13 protein-coding genes are annotated in these 14,537 nt (G+C 35.4%); 8 read left to right on the top strand and 5 right to left on the bottom strand.

All coding sequences use genetic code 11. The annotated features are described in order from the left end of the window. Positions 1–51: 51 nt before the first annotated feature. The 3 genes from L3049_RS08355 to L3049_RS08345 form a co-directional block, all read right to left on the bottom strand. Entirely contained in the window at positions 52–1,626 is a 1,575-nt protein-coding gene (locus L3049_RS08355) for a hypothetical protein (RefSeq protein ID WP_275109351.1), read from the bottom strand. Positions 1,627–1,701: 75 nt separating this feature from the next. Beyond that, a complete protein-coding gene (locus L3049_RS08350; RefSeq protein ID WP_275109350.1) occupies positions 1,702–3,036 on the bottom strand; it encodes an NAD(P)-binding domain-containing protein in 1,335 nt (444 codons plus the stop codon). A 294-nt stretch (positions 3,037–3,330) separates the two neighbouring features. Beyond that, the gene (locus tag L3049_RS08345; RefSeq protein WP_275109349.1) at positions 3,331–4,200 is read right to left on the bottom strand and encodes a hypothetical protein; all 870 of its coding nucleotides are present in this window, start codon (positions 4,198–4,200) and stop codon (positions 3,331–3,333) included. Between the two features lie 219 nt (positions 4,201–4,419). On the opposite strand from L3049_RS08345, the gene L3049_RS08340 reads away from it, so the two are divergent. Both L3049_RS08340 and L3049_RS08335 read left to right on the top strand, forming a co-directional pair. Then, positions 4,420–5,277: a ChaN family lipoprotein gene (locus L3049_RS08340; RefSeq protein ID WP_275109348.1), complete on the top strand. Its 858-nt coding sequence runs from the start codon at positions 4,420–4,422 to the stop codon at positions 5,275–5,277. A gap of 20 nt (positions 5,278–5,297) precedes the next feature. Further along, the gene (locus L3049_RS08335) at positions 5,298–5,957 is read left to right on the top strand and encodes a hypothetical protein (RefSeq protein WP_275109347.1); all 660 of its coding nucleotides are present in this window, start codon (positions 5,298–5,300) and stop codon (positions 5,955–5,957) included. Positions 5,958–6,634: 677 nt separating this feature from the next. Here L3049_RS08335 and L3049_RS08330 read toward each other — a convergent pair. After that, the gene (locus L3049_RS08330; RefSeq protein ID WP_275109346.1) at positions 6,635–7,375 is read right to left on the bottom strand and encodes a DUF6261 family protein; all 741 of its coding nucleotides are present in this window, start codon (positions 7,373–7,375) and stop codon (positions 6,635–6,637) included. Between the two features lie 424 nt (positions 7,376–7,799). On the opposite strand from L3049_RS08330, the gene L3049_RS08325 reads away from it, so the two are divergent. The 6 genes from L3049_RS08325 (at position 7,800) to L3049_RS08300 (ending at position 11,950) form a co-directional block, all read left to right on the top strand. Further along, positions 7,800–8,060 carry a hypothetical protein gene (locus L3049_RS08325; protein WP_275109345.1) on the top strand — a complete coding sequence of 87 codons (261 nt, stop codon included), beginning with the start codon at positions 7,800–7,802 and terminating at the stop codon, positions 8,058–8,060. Positions 8,061–8,392: 332 nt separating this feature from the next. Next, the gene (locus L3049_RS08320; protein WP_275109344.1) at positions 8,393–8,953 is read left to right on the top strand and encodes a hypothetical protein; all 561 of its coding nucleotides are present in this window, start codon (positions 8,393–8,395) and stop codon (positions 8,951–8,953) included. 2 nt (positions 8,954–8,955) lie between these two features. Further along, the gene (locus L3049_RS08315) at positions 8,956–9,366 is read left to right on the top strand and encodes a hypothetical protein (protein WP_275109343.1); all 411 of its coding nucleotides are present in this window, start codon (positions 8,956–8,958) and stop codon (positions 9,364–9,366) included. Positions 9,367–9,623: 257 nt separating this feature from the next. Continuing rightward, on the top strand, positions 9,624–10,322 hold the full coding sequence (locus L3049_RS08310; RefSeq protein ID WP_275109342.1) for an FRG domain-containing protein: 699 nt from the start codon (positions 9,624–9,626) through the stop codon (positions 10,320–10,322). Positions 10,323–10,545: 223 nt separating this feature from the next. Next, a complete protein-coding gene (locus tag L3049_RS08305) occupies positions 10,546–11,172 on the top strand; it encodes a GDSL-type esterase/lipase family protein (protein WP_275109341.1) in 627 nt (208 codons plus the stop codon). 199 nt (positions 11,173–11,371) lie between these two features. Further along, positions 11,372–11,950 carry a hypothetical protein gene (locus L3049_RS08300; protein WP_275109340.1) on the top strand — a complete coding sequence of 193 codons (579 nt, stop codon included), beginning with the start codon at positions 11,372–11,374 and terminating at the stop codon, positions 11,948–11,950. Between the two features lie 193 nt (positions 11,951–12,143). On the opposite strand, the gene L3049_RS08295 is transcribed toward L3049_RS08300, so the two are convergent. Continuing rightward, the gene (locus tag L3049_RS08295; RefSeq protein WP_275109339.1) at positions 12,144–14,309 is read right to left on the bottom strand and encodes a tetratricopeptide repeat-containing sensor histidine kinase; all 2,166 of its coding nucleotides are present in this window, start codon (positions 14,307–14,309) and stop codon (positions 12,144–12,146) included. Positions 14,310–14,537 lie beyond the last annotated feature (228 nt).

The following is a 14,537-nucleotide window of genomic DNA, read 5'->3' as shown; positions in this document are numbered from 1 at the left end:
CGTGGGGTGATTTTTGGGAAAATACATTTACTGAAAACGATAAAATCAAGATTATTGATGACAAGTAGCGCATGTGAAATCTTTAAATTTATATTGTGTAAAAGTAATTTTTGATAGCTGTTGAGGCTTATGACATGCAGCACAATCTAAAGTGGCATGCTTTCCCTCCAGTTTAAAGTCGGTTTTGTCATGATTGAATTGGGCAATGGTCCAATTTTCATGTTGGTGACATTTGAGGCAATCGGTTTTGCCTGCTTTCTCGAATTGTTTCTGATGCTCATCCTGATGGCAACTCAAACATTCCTGATCGAAACCAGTGAATTTTTGAGTGGCTTCGCCCTGATTAAAATGACAAGAGCGGCAAGTTTGTTTCTCATGAGCGCCGAGTAATTTGTATTTCGTTTTGTTGTGATCGAACTGTATTTCGCTCCACCTGTTTTCTGAATGACAAGCTTCACAATTCTCTTTCGGATAATATTTTTCTTTCAACACCTCTTTGTGAATGTTGTTGTGACAATCAACGCAAGTTTCTCCAATGTTTCGAAATTGCCATTTTTCTTCTTGCTGATGACAGGCAAAACATGGTGTTGCCAAGTGAGATCCGCGTAAAGGGAAAATGCTTTTGTTATGCTGATCAATTGAATAAGTAGATCCTACAAAACCATTAAGTGTATGGCAATCTTTACAATCTGGCGAAAGCCTTTTCTTTACAAATTGGCCTTGATGATAATCCTGATGACAGTTGGAACATCGATTGTGTTCTATTGGTGCGGTGTAAGAACCTTTATGGCAACTCTTGCAATCAACGTTTTTGTGTTTACCGGTAAGTTTAAAATCAGCAATGTTGTGATCGAAATTATTTAATGCTTTTACAGTTCTGAAAGAATTTACGCTATGGCAATCGGTACAATTGGGTCCAAACTTGTTCTTGTGAACATCGGTGTGGCAGGAAGTGCAAGAGTTGAACTTTACGCCAGCAAATTGTTGAAAGCGCTGGCCGTTTTTTGTATCCACTCGATGGCAATTAATACAATCTACATTCTGGTGCTTGCCAAGCAAAGGGTATTTTGTGTTCTGATGATTGAATTTTGAAGCCGGCACAAAACTCTCTTCGGTATGGCAATCGTTGCAATTGGTAGAGAGTGTTTGCTGATGAACATCGGTATGACAGCTGGCACATTTTGGGTTTAAGCCAAGAAAAGTATAATCCTTTTCGGCAGCTCGCTTATCAGCAATAAACTTGCTTTGATGACAAGCCTTGCAATCTAAATTTTGATGTTTTCCTTTTAGCTTATAACCCGTTAATTCGTGCTTAAAAGTATTTTTATCGAAACGAATCAGCTCAAATTTTCGACCATGATGATCGCTGTGACATTCAATACACTGTTTGCCCTTAATATCGCTCGACGCGTGATAGCCTAGATTTTTACGGATTCGATCGTTTAGTAAGTTGTGGCAATCCAAACACTTACTATTCTCCACTTTTTCACCCAGTACATGACACTTGGTGCAGTTCGAAATACCTTCCAAATGAGCATGAGCTTTTGCCAAATCGCCAGGCGACAATTGGGCATAAGTCCATTGAGAAATAAAGAGGAATAATATGATATGAATGATTTTATACATTAAATTTTTAAGGATTAGTTATTAATGATAAATGAGTGTTTTAATTAATCTTTTATAATTACTAATTATTCATTTTTATTCGTGTTTCAAGATTGCCTCGCCAAATTTCTTTGTGATGTGGATGCCTGAGTTTTTAAGAAACTGAGTAGGCAGCTCGCCACCAGCAAAAATGTATACCAAATCGTTAGCTATGGTCATTTCATCTTCCGAATTGCTTTTCGAAAGTGTTAGAGATTTATCCTCTATCTGCATGATATTGGAATTGAAGATAACATCTAGTTTGCCTTGACTGATGGCAGCCTGAATTCGCTCACTGTTTTTAGGCTTCAATCGATTAAAGGATTCTTTGCGATACGATAAGCTAACTTTGTTTTGATCGGCTAATAAAAGAGCCGACTCAATAGCAGAATCCCCACCGCCAACAACGGTAATGTTCTTGCCAGATATATCTTCGGGTTCCAACAATCGGTAAGCTACTTTTTCCAAACCTTCACCATTTACATTTAGCTTGCGCGGACTGCCACGTCGGCCAATGCTAATGAGAACAGATTGTGCAGTGTACTCATCACCCGTTTTGGTTTTTATTTTAATGAGCTCAGGTGTTTTTTCAATCACTTCAACCTTTGTGTTTTCGCTTACGCTGATCTCATTTTTTTGCAGAACATCTTCCCATAAATTGAGCAGCTCCGTTTTGCTTGTTTCGTATAATTTTACTTTTCCGTAAAGTGGAAGATCCATAGGAGAGGTCATCACGATTTTTGAACGAGGAAAGGAAAAGACGGTTCCGCCCAAGCTATCCTGTTCAAGCGTAATAAATTTCAGCTTGTTCTTTTTAGCCATTAATGATGCAGCTATCCCGGCAGGACCGGCACCAATAATTAAAACATCGTATTCGGCTTTGCTATTTTTCTTAATCTGTTTGCTCAGATTTTCTATTGCTTGTTTGCCTTGTTCAACCGCATTTCTAATTAAACCCATGCCACCCAATTCGCCAGCAATAAAAATACCCGGCACATTGGTTTCAAAATTCTGATCGACATGAGGCAATTCGAAGCCACGCTTTTCGGTTCCGATGCACAAACTGATGGCTTGAGTCGGGCAGGCATGAAAACAAGCGCCATGCCCAATGCACTGCGATGCGTTAATAACGGTTGCTTTGCCGTTTCGGATTCCTAAAATATCTTTTTCGGGACAAACGGTAATGCAGGCGCCACTTTTGATGCAGGAATGTTGATCGACCACGGGATGTAAGGACACAGGTTCATGCAATCCGTCAGCTTTGGCTTGTGCAATTTTTTGCTCAACAATGCGAGATTCCCTTGTCTGTTTACGGATATAGATCACTACAACCAAAAGACAAAGCAAGAATACGCTTCCATAAATGATTATTTCTTCCAATAATAAATCCATATCAATATTGTCCTATTTATTTTTGTATTGGGCTATCCGCCCAAACCCGACTTCATTTTTTGTCTTAATACAAAAAACGGAAGCAAAAAAAATCAAGGCTACATTTTAAAAAGTTTTCTTATTTACCTTAAGCTTAAGTGCGGCCGGGTGATCTTCAAACAAGTTTGAAGCTTCCCGGTCTTACTAAATCTTAGAGGCAAAACAAAAGCTCTTTAAAATAGATGCCAGCCAACAGGCAACTTAAATATTAACATCTAAATAATTCGTAATTATTAATTCTTCATTTGCTGAGAATCAGAAGATCCACTTGTATCCGAAAAGGATGGTAACTGCTACATGAATTAGTAAAATAACCAACATTACCAGTGCAAAAGGCAGGTGGGCAACATGCCAATACTTAAAAAGCTTTTGCATGTAGTTTAGTCGATCGATTTTTCGATTCAGTGCAATTTCATTAATCACCAAACGCTTAATTTTTTGACGTTCGGTGCGAGAGAGATTGTTTTTTCTAAGTTCAGTATCTATTCTTTTGTAACTTTTCCGATCCTCTTTTGCCTTTGCAAGCAATCGCAGCAGTAGGAATTTAGATTCATTATCTGGCTGATCGGCTACCGATGCAACAATAGTTCCATAGCTTTCTTCGCTTAGGTTGTATTCTTTTTTTAGTAATGTACCGATGTCGGTTTTTGTTTCTCGAACTTCTGCTAAGCTTAGTTCCCGACCTTCAATTGTTCTCGGAATTTGAATGTAAATAAATCGGCCAATTACGCCGCTGATCACAACAGCAACCATGCTCCAAAACGATATGGACACAATTCCACCAAACTTAAAAGCCGTATGAAAAAGAACCAAAACCGGACCTAGTGTGCAAAGAAAAATATGAAACTCTAGCCAATATTTTAGTACTCCTATCCGCGAAAGCTTAGCGATTCGTTTTCGTGCCATATAAGAGAACACACCAGCAATAATCATCAAAGAACCAATAATGCCCAAACCATGTCCTAGAATACCACTCGGCTTTAAAAGCTGATGATTGGCATGATAAAATCGCTCCTCGATATTCAGCTGGTAATAGGTGAACCCATAATAGCTTAAAGCCACAATTGCTGCTATCACAATTAGTACAAACAAGAGTAAGAACAGTACATGTGTAATTCTCGACATAGGTGAGGTTTTAACTAAAATTACGGTTTTCTGTACGCATTATTGTTCTGAATCAGTAATTTAAAAAGGGTCTAGATTCGAAGAAAGTTGAAAGATGTAGAAGTGAAAAGGTGTAATAGACAAGATGTGTGTTATCTTTTATTTTTGATATCTTAGAAAATCGAAATACAAAAGCTGACAAATTCCATTGATCGATCAGCATTGAAAAGACATACACACATGAAAAAAATCTTATTTCTAGCCATAATCTGCCTAGCCTTTATCAATGGTAATCCAGCCTATCGAATTTTTAAAGAGAATGGTAAGCCTATTCGTTATCAGAAAATGATAAAGCAAATAAGCAATGCAGATATTGTGCTGTTTGGAGAGCTGCATAACAATCCTATCGCGCATTGGTTGGAGTTACAAGTCACCAAAGACCTGCATGAACAAAGGGGTGAGAATTTGGTGTTAGGAGCGGAGATGTTTGAGGTGGATAATCAAGAATTTTTGAGCGCTTATTTGGAAGGAGAGATATCGGAAGAAGCATTTATGGATTCTACACGTTTGTGGAAAAACTACAATACTGATTATAAACCATTGGTTGAGTTTGCTAAGAAGAATCAATTGCATTTTGTAGCCAGTAATATTCCAAGACGATATGCATCACAGGTATTTAAGGGAGGCTTTGAAGTTTTGGATAAATTGAGTGATGAAGAGAAAGCCTGGATTACACCTTTGCCAGTTGCTTATGATCCAGAATTGCCAGGATATAAATCAATGAAGAAAATGGGCATGCATATGAGCGCCGATAAGCTGGAGAATTTTCCCAAAGCACAAGCCATAAAAGATGCAACTATGGCTCACGTTATTCTAAGTAACCTTAAGTCCGGACAGCAGTTTCTTCATTATAATGGCGCTTATCATTCGAACAATTACGAAGGTATCGTTTGGTATTTGAAACAAGCCAATCCAAACTTGAAAATTGCAACCATTTATACAGCTACAGCTAATCAAGTTAGAAAGATGGATAAAGATCTTAAGGGAAAGAATAACTATGTTATTGTTGTTCGTGAGGATATGACCAAGACATATTGATAACCTAAGCTTGCTTAAGCATGAATGCAAAATATCTCAAGAAAATTATTTTCGTTTTATTGGTACTCCAATCTAGTGTCTCGATTGCCCAAAATGAAGAAGGAGAGACCAATCAGATTTCAGAATATGATACTTGGAATTATGGCATGACTTTTACAGTGCAAGCTGGAGTATGGATTCCAATGGGAGATTTAAAAAAGACTTTTACAAGCAGTCCAAATCTGGGTTTTCGTTTTGGAGTTCCCGTATCGGAAAGCTTACGCGTTGATTTAGGAGCCAGTATTAATATGCCGTTTGATTCGAAGCATTTTGAATACAACGATAATGGTAATCGATTTCTTGCAAAATCTGAGGAAACAATAAATGGTATTTTGGGCGTATGGTTGGCTCAGGAAACACGATTTAACCATCGTTTTATTTTTAGCAGATATGTGGGACTTGGTGTTGGCTTTATTCAAACAGATACAAGGAAAAATGATACAGAGGACGAAAATGATGAATGGTTTGGTGTGGAAACCCTGAATGTTAATTTCGGTCTTAGTATTAATCGAATTATTACTAATAAAAAAGCGATTGGTTTGTTTATTGAATACAATTACGCACCATATGCACTCTTTAATAAGGTTGATGAAGGATTTGGGAATCGTTATGTAATAACAGGATTGCAATATCGATTTTAAGCCTAAGTATAATGTAACATACTACTTCTATTTTTTTGGGTAAAGTCCCCTTTAGGGGATTTAGGGGTAGTTAAAAAAGAGGACAGCATGCTCCCTCTGATTTGTAACCTGAGCATATAAATTTCTATTGTTATAAAAGGGATATGAGATCCCTAACTCCCAACCTGTAAATTGCAAAACTACTGGAGCCCCTATGCTGCTGCGCGATTGTATCGTGTTCCAAATATTATGAAACTACCACTTAATGTATTTACAGTAGCTGAAACAACAAGAGCCCCACATTGTGAGGCTCTTGTTGTTTGTATATTCTTAATTTCAATAGCTGTTTTTTTACCCCAAACCCCTAAAGGGGCTTACGTATAATGTAAGCCACTACTTTAATTTTTTTGGTAAAGTCCCCTTTAGGGGATTTAGGGGTAGTTAAAAAAGAGGACAGCATGCTCCCTCAGATTTGTAACCTGAGCATATAAATTTCTATTGTTATAAAAGGGATATGAGATCCCTAACTCCCAACCTGTAAATTGCAAATCTACTGGAGCCCCTAAGCTGCTGCGCGATTGTATCGTGTTCTATAATATTATTAAAATTAGAACCACGAGAGGTTTTTAGTAAAAAAAAGGAGCAAGCCTTTCGACTTACCCCTTAGCATTAACCAAAATAATATAAAAAATGCAGATTTAATCTGCTACGGATTCTTCAAGTTCATTAGCCTTGCGAGTTTTGCGTGTGCGAACTTTCATGTTCAATTTGCCAATAGCTTCGCAGGCCATTTTATATAGCGGTTCGTATGTTTCAGGGAATACCTTCGATGAGGTTTGCAGGTAAGGAATCAGGTTTTCATTTATAATTTTACGAACCTCATGTTTTTGGGTCGATGGAGGAATAATGCTAAGCTTTTTAGATTCCAATTCGATTACCTTATCGTAAGCCGTTTTTAGCGATTCGCTCGATTTTGCGAGTTTCTGCACTCGATCCGATACGCCAACTAGTCGTTTCACTTTCGCTTTAAATTTATCGCTAGCCAAATTGCTTAGTAACGAATTGCTCAATGAAATTTGCTTTTCGTAGCTTAAATTATGAAGCTCTAAATTGTGAGAACTGATTAACTCCCAAACATCTTCGGCATCTTGCGCTTGTTTGGCATTTGGCAAATAAATATTTGCTTTTACAAACTGCTTTAAGCATACAAAATCAGCATCGGCAGTTTCGTTTTCCTCATGCAGATTTTCCCTTAATACATCGCCATTTGTTTTTTCAATCCCTTGAGTTAGTACGCTATTTTCACTTGTTAAATCAGCAAGTACTTTGCTAATCATTACATCGCCCGATAAATCAACTTTGTTAAGTTCTTTTATAAGGCCGTTGGCTAATGTCTCTGTTTCGTTGCTGTTGCTATCGCGCAATACCGTTTTTTCCATTTTTGAGTTTTAAAAGTGAAATGATTCTTTGCCCTTAAGCAGTACATTTCAGATGAATTTATTGGGTTATTTTTATCGGATTAGCCTTGAAATTAAGAAAATTATATCTAACAATAAAATTAATTATAAATAAATTATGATTTTTAGAATGTTTGATGTTCCATAAAATTGCACTTTGCAATTAAAAATTATATTGTATAATAGGCTTGCTATCTACTGAAATATATAGTTAATTAGGAGGTTTTGTTACAGTAATTTTATTTCAAATATCAGCCTCTTTTTATAGGATTGTTTTTTTTAATCGGGCAGATGCTTCTTTTTCTTATGGCAGCTGAAATAAACTTGAGGTAAAATGGACGATTTCCGATCGGCACGAAGACTATCTTTGAGCTGAAAAGACCGTTTTTACTTCGATGTAGCCAATTTGATTCACGATTTTGCCAGTTCGCATCGTTCATTAGCCTGTTCGGTACAGCTTTTTGACAAGTCCGATGCGATATTTTACATTTTAATTGAAGAAAACAGCAGTTCGGATGCAAAAAGGGTCGTTTTTATTGAAGAAAATAAGCTTTCGCGACCCGAATTGCTCGTTTTAGCTAAGGGGAAGACTGTTTTCGATGCAAAAACACCAACTCTGTTCAAGTTTACGATAGGCTCCTATACAACATCTACCAACACCAAATAGGTAAGGTCCAATTCCGATCGAAATGGATCAATTCAAGTGAAAATAATTAAAAAATGAATTTCTTATTGTTGATATTACAAACAAAATGGATAAAGGCGATTTTAAAAGCCGACTTATCAACAGTATTGTTAATAAGTGTGTGCTTCGAATTGATTATAATTTGTAAATTTGGAATTGAGAATTTGAAAAAGTGTATCGTATTGCCCTATATGGGTCGGTAAATACACTTTTTGATAGAATTACAAACGAAATAAAGCCCATTGGTTTTATTAAGAAGTTAGGCAAAATAATGAACAACCCTGAGAATTCAATAACTTATTAAGATTTAGAAAATGGAAATAACAATAACCCTTACCGACGAACAGAAAAAACGACTAAAGAGTATCTTTAATTTTGTAGAGAATTATAACGAGACTGAAGTGCTCGAGAACATTATGAAAGCTGCAAAAGAAGAATATATTGTGCAATTTTTAGATGATGGTAATAAGAATTCTGTTGGAGAAATAAGACAATTTCGATTATTTTTATTAGTAAAACATGTATTTAAAGGAAAAATTCCAAGCGAAATAGAAGTAGCGTCCATCTTTAAAATTCCGCAAACAAGTGCAAAAACCTTGATTAAAAATATGAAATCCAGATATCAATTTGAAATGGAGTCATATTTTAAAGGAACTATTAAGGATATTTTAGATGTGATTAGTGAAGATGATTTAGAAGATGAGGAATATTACAAATTTAATATACGTTCTGCGTACATGTATAGTGAAATGAATCAAATAATAGAGCTAAAAGACCAAAATTGCGAAAAAATAAAAAGATACAATTCGGTTTCTTCTTATTACAAAATATCAAAAAAATCTAAAGAGTTACTTGAAAAATACATTAATGAATAATCATGAATATAGCTGAAATCATATCATCACTTAGTTTACTTATTGTTTTTGTTACAGTGTTGTTTAGTTACTTTGTGACAAAAGCTGATGAACTATTAGATTTTAAATTAAGCACAATAAGTACTAATGAAGACAAGTTAAAGAAACAAAGGAAGAAAGTCCGAAATTTTATATGGTTTAATTGGGTTTTTCCAATTTTGTTGATAAACATATCTTCATTTTGGATTCTAATACCAACAGTTATGGAGATATTTGAAACTTATGATTTTGCTCCTCTTGATTTTGAGATTAAGCCGACAATCTTTGTTTTTATAGCTATTTATTTATTCATCTTTATAATACTTTCTGTTATTAAATTGATAAAACTATTTGGCGTGAATAATGAAATTAATAAATCTATTAATAAATTATAACAAATTACTTTGCCTAACAATAAATATACGTAATGCGGTAAAGTACTAAAAGTGAATGATATCACATTTTATAAACGATGGTGTAATTTGATAAGTTAAAGCTTTGAAATCCCGCAATACGCATATTCGAGCCGTTATCGTTTATATTAAAGAGACAAAACATTGAAACAGAAAAGACTTGCATTATTAATTGGAGTTTCAAATTATGAATCCCGCACTACACATACACCAACCGTTGTACACCATATAAAAACAAGATGAGTACTATTAATAGCATATCAGAATATCTTGAAATAATAAATAACCTTGATGATGATTTTATCTTTCGAGGGCAAACATCCGATTGGGAATTAGTACCTAAGATTGGTAGGAATTCTGTTAACGAATTAGGATATGAAGATTGGGAAACTCTTGAAGATGATTTATTGGATAAGTTTATTAGAGAAGTTTCTCTCCTTCTTGATAAAGAACCTGAAAGAAAGATTGACTGGCTTATACTTGGACAACATTATGGATTACCAACAAGATTGCTTGATTGGACTTCAAACCCTCTAAAAGCTCTCTTTTTTGCATGCACTGATAGGTTTGACGATAATGGAATCCTCTATCTCTTGAGTCCCAATGGTTTTAATGAAGATTCCTTAGATGGTAAATTCAATTTTTACGAAAAAGGATTTAATGTTTTTTATCCCAAATTAAACAATGAACGAATCGCATTACAAGAAGGCTGTTTCATAATCTACCCATTACCTAAAAACACATCAGAATTGGTCGAAATAAACAAGCAAAACTTCCCCAATGATATTGATGATATGAAAAAACTCACCGTTCCATCAATCTACAAACGAAAATTATTGAAAGAGTTAAATGTTTTGGGAATTAATCATAAAACAATGTTTTCTGGTGTTGAAGGAATTTGCAGGAAAATTTGTTACGAAATGGATTACCCCTGTTAGCGCTAGCTTGTAGCTCGTGTTCTGCAAGTGCAGATATGCATTGCAAATAAATGATTACTAAACTTAAGAAGACTAAAACGAAAATTTAAGCTCAAAGATAATATTGTTGTTCATGAAAATTTAGACCCAAAATCGGGAACAGAAAGAGGGTTTATTGATAAGAAAACAGGTGCCGGACTCATGGGTAAGCTTCATTAATTTTTAACATTGTAAAAACCATTTTATGAAATCTAATTTAATTCTTCTTGTATTGCTTTCTATAATTTTTATTTCTTGCGAAAGCGAAATAAAAGTAGCTTGTGTTGGCGACAGTATCACCAACGGCGGCGGAAAGAATCAATCATCGTTTTATCCATCTCAATTGGATAATTTATTAGGTGAAGGTTATCAGGTGTTGAACTGTGGGGAAAGTGGAGCCACCATGCAAAGCGATGGAAATAAACCTTATTGGAATCAAAAAGATTTGCACAATGTGTTTGTGTATGCACCAGATATTGTAGTAATCATGCTCGGTACAAACGATTCTAAAACTAATAATTGGAATGCTTCCAGTTATGAACGCAATTACCAATTAATGATTGATACATTAAATACTCTGGCTTCCAAACCACAAATTTACCTTTGTTCTCCACCTCCTGCCTACAGCTCTGCTTGGAGTATTAGCGATTCAACAATTCGTTATGATGTTATTCCAATAGTTGAAGGAATTGCAAAAAGGAATAATCTTCAAATAATTGATGTTTATAATGGAATGAACCAAATGTCTGATTTATTCCCTGATGGAATCCACCCAAACGAAAAGGGGATTAACATTATGGCCGAAATTGTTGCAAAAAGCATTGATAAATAAGTAGAATAACCACCACTGGTGCGCGATTCTATCGCGTTCTAAAGTATTGTAAAGTTACAACTACACGATACAATCGTGCGGTAGCGTTGGTATAGCATTGCTCTATATGGGTAGGTAAATACACTTTTTGATAGAATTACAAACGAAATAATGCCCATTGGTTTTATTTAGAAGTTGTAAGGCATTTTTAAGAAAAGACATGACAGATATTGAAATAAATAGGTTGCTTGCTAGCAACAAATTGACTATTCTGAAAAATAAAATTAGAATTTCACAGAAATCTGTGTTCAAATACATCGAGTACGATATTCCTCTTGAGAATATCATTCATAGCAAAACTATTAAAGTAGAAATTAATAGAGATCTAATATTTTGGGGTCTAACAATCTTTATAATTGGCATTGTATTTAATATGGCAGATGCATTATTCATTTTTACAATTCTATCTTGTATAAGCCTTATATTTATGCTAACGGGACTATTTACACGGAAAAGAACAATTACCATCAACACGCTTTCAACAACATCCATAGTCCTTTATTATCGTAAGAGTAACCAAAGTACAATTTGTAACTTTGCAGATACTATCTTAGATAAGTCTAAAGAATACATGATTAACAAATACAGCAAAATTGACAAGGATTTACCTATTGAGAATCAACTAAATAATCTAGAGTTTCTATGGAGTAGAGATTTAATTGATGATTTGAAATATGAAGAACTTAAAAATATAATATTAGACAAAGAAGCGAGAGGTAAAACAATTGGTTTTGAATAAAAAACGCCCTACAACAAAAGTTAAAATTAAAGGGCGGTGCCCCCGCTGGTGCGCTATTCTATCGCGTTCTAAAGTATTGTAAAGTTACAACCACACGATACAATCGTTCGGTAGCCTTGGTTCCATTAAAAAGCCAAATGTAGGGGGCTAACGGCATCGAGGTATTTTTCTATGGCATAGGATGGCTTATCACTTATTTAGAAATGAAATTGGTATTGTTTATGGGAAGGGTAAACGAAACAGTTGTTCCTTCGCCAAATTCGCTTTCAATTGATAAAATCCCTTTGTTTTTTTCAATAAAATCTTTTACAAGAATTAAGCCCAGCCCCGTACTTTGCTCGTCTTCGGTTCCCTTGGTGTGAAATGTATTGCTTATTTCAAATATTTTTAAGAGGTTTTCTTTTTTTATGCCCACCCCATTATCAATAATTTGAACGAGAGCTGTATCCTTGTTTTTGATCTCCGATTTTACAAGGATGGTACCATCGCGCTGTGTAAACTTAATGGCATTGCTAATAATGTTACGTACAATGGTTTGTAGCATGTTTAAGTCGGCAAGTACCGAAATTGGCTTGTTTAATTCTAGCCTGATGTCGATTTGTTTATTGTCGGCCGATTGTTTTAGGTTCTTTAGTTCATGATGAAAAACATCGTCAAGCACTAGCACTGTTGGTGTGTATTCTATTTTACCCACTTGCGACTGTGCCCATATAAGCAGGTTTTCGAGAAGCTTACTTACATTTACTGCCGATTTATGCAAAATAGATAACAATTTTTTAAGTTCATCCATGCTAAAATTATCGAAGCTGGAATTAAGATGTTCTAGCAGAGCGGCAAGGGTTCCTGTAGGACCGCGTAAATCGTGTCCAATAATTGCAAAAAATTTATCTTTGGCTGCATTTATTTCGTGTAATTCGGAGTTTTTCTGGCGCAGTTTATAGTAAAAATAGTAAATGATTGTTGCAATTAAAAGGATCAGAATAATCACTAAAATCATCCCATTGCGAGTGGTCTTTTGCTGTTTAATATTTAAGGCATTAATTTTATTCTGCTTTTCGAGTCCTGCTATCTGCTGGTTTTTTTCATCAATTTCGTAAATTGTTTGCAGCTGTTCTGTTTTTATAAAAGCATTACCCGAAAGAATTAAACTCTGAATCTCGATTTGTTTGTTTTTACAACGAATGGCATTTTTATAATCTTTTACTGCTAAATACGCCTCGCCCAATCTTGAATAAATTTCTAACTCAATTTTTTTCTGGTTGTTTGATATGGCTAGTTCTAGCCCTCGGTAAATGGTTTCGAACCCTTTCTCTACACGGCCTCTTTTAAAGAGGGTTAAACCCAAGTATTCATAAGTGCTGGGGAGACTTCGTCGGTAGTTTCCTGCTTCTTGCAGCTGTACGGCTTGGTTTAAATGCTTTTCTGCCAGTTTATAATTACCCATGGCATATTCTATTTTACCCAGATTTTTATGCACATTCGATATGCCTAGGGAAGAGGAAGCGTTTGTGTGTATTTTTAGCGTGTAAGCAATGTTTTTACGGGCTTCTTCGAAATTGCCCAATTCTAAATAAAGTAAGGCGATCTGCTCGTAACACATGGCTACGCCATTCTGGTTGCCATCGAGAGCTGCCTGTTTCAGGTAAATAGCAAGAGCTTCCTGCGTATAATCGAGCGCAATCTCTGGAACTTTTAAGTTAAAGTATATCTGCCCCAGCAAAAAGGCCGACCATGCACTCCCTTCAATAAAATTTGCTTTTGTATAATTTAGTTTTGCTTTTATGATGTACTCAATAGCACGATCGTACAGCCCGTTCATTCTAAAAGTAGAGCCCATCATAGAGTACGAAGCACCCATTGTCTTGAAATTTTTCGACTGCCGGCAGGCTTGGATAGCCGCATTAAACGACTCAAGAGCTACAATATTTTCACCCAATCTGTATTTATTCACGCCAATTTTGTACAGTATTTCTCCTTTGTACCAAGAATATTCAGTCGCTTCCTCCAGCAATAATGCACTTTCAAAATAGGCAACCGACTGCGAATTGTCTATACTTAGATAGATATCTCCAAGGGCTAAATAAGCGCGCATTATCAGGTTGTTGTCCTTGGCTTTAGTAGCGTTGTGTAATGCCGAATGAGCTAGTTTTTTTGCTTCGTCAACGTTTTTATATTTAACCTGACGGGCCAGGTCGAGTTGAATGGCAATTTTAGCTGTTCCCGTTTTAGTAGCCAATAAAGTGCGCAAGCTGTCGGTGCTTGTAATTGCACTGTTCTGACTGTAAACATCTGTTGAAAGGAGCAGTAAATGGAATAAGATAAGTAATGGCCAAATTTTAATATAGGTATTTTTATGCATGCAGTATCGATTAAAAACAACAGGAAGTTTATGTGTTTAAAGGTAGCTTAAATTATGATTATTTTAATAATGGCTGCCTTATTTTAGACCATGATTTTTTAATGCTGCCACAGAATTAATTTGTTCGCGATTCTATCGCGTTTTATACTATTAAAAAAATTAGAACCACACGATACAATCGTGCGGTAGCGGTGTAATAGATTACTTTAATTTTTTGGGTAAAGTCCT

Origin of the sequence: Labilibaculum sp. DW002 (genome assembly GCF_029029525.1) — a bacterium.
Lineage (GTDB): Bacteria > Bacteroidota > Bacteroidia > Bacteroidales > Marinifilaceae > Paralabilibaculum > Paralabilibaculum antarcticum.
This window is presented reverse-complemented; position numbering and strand designations above follow the sequence as displayed.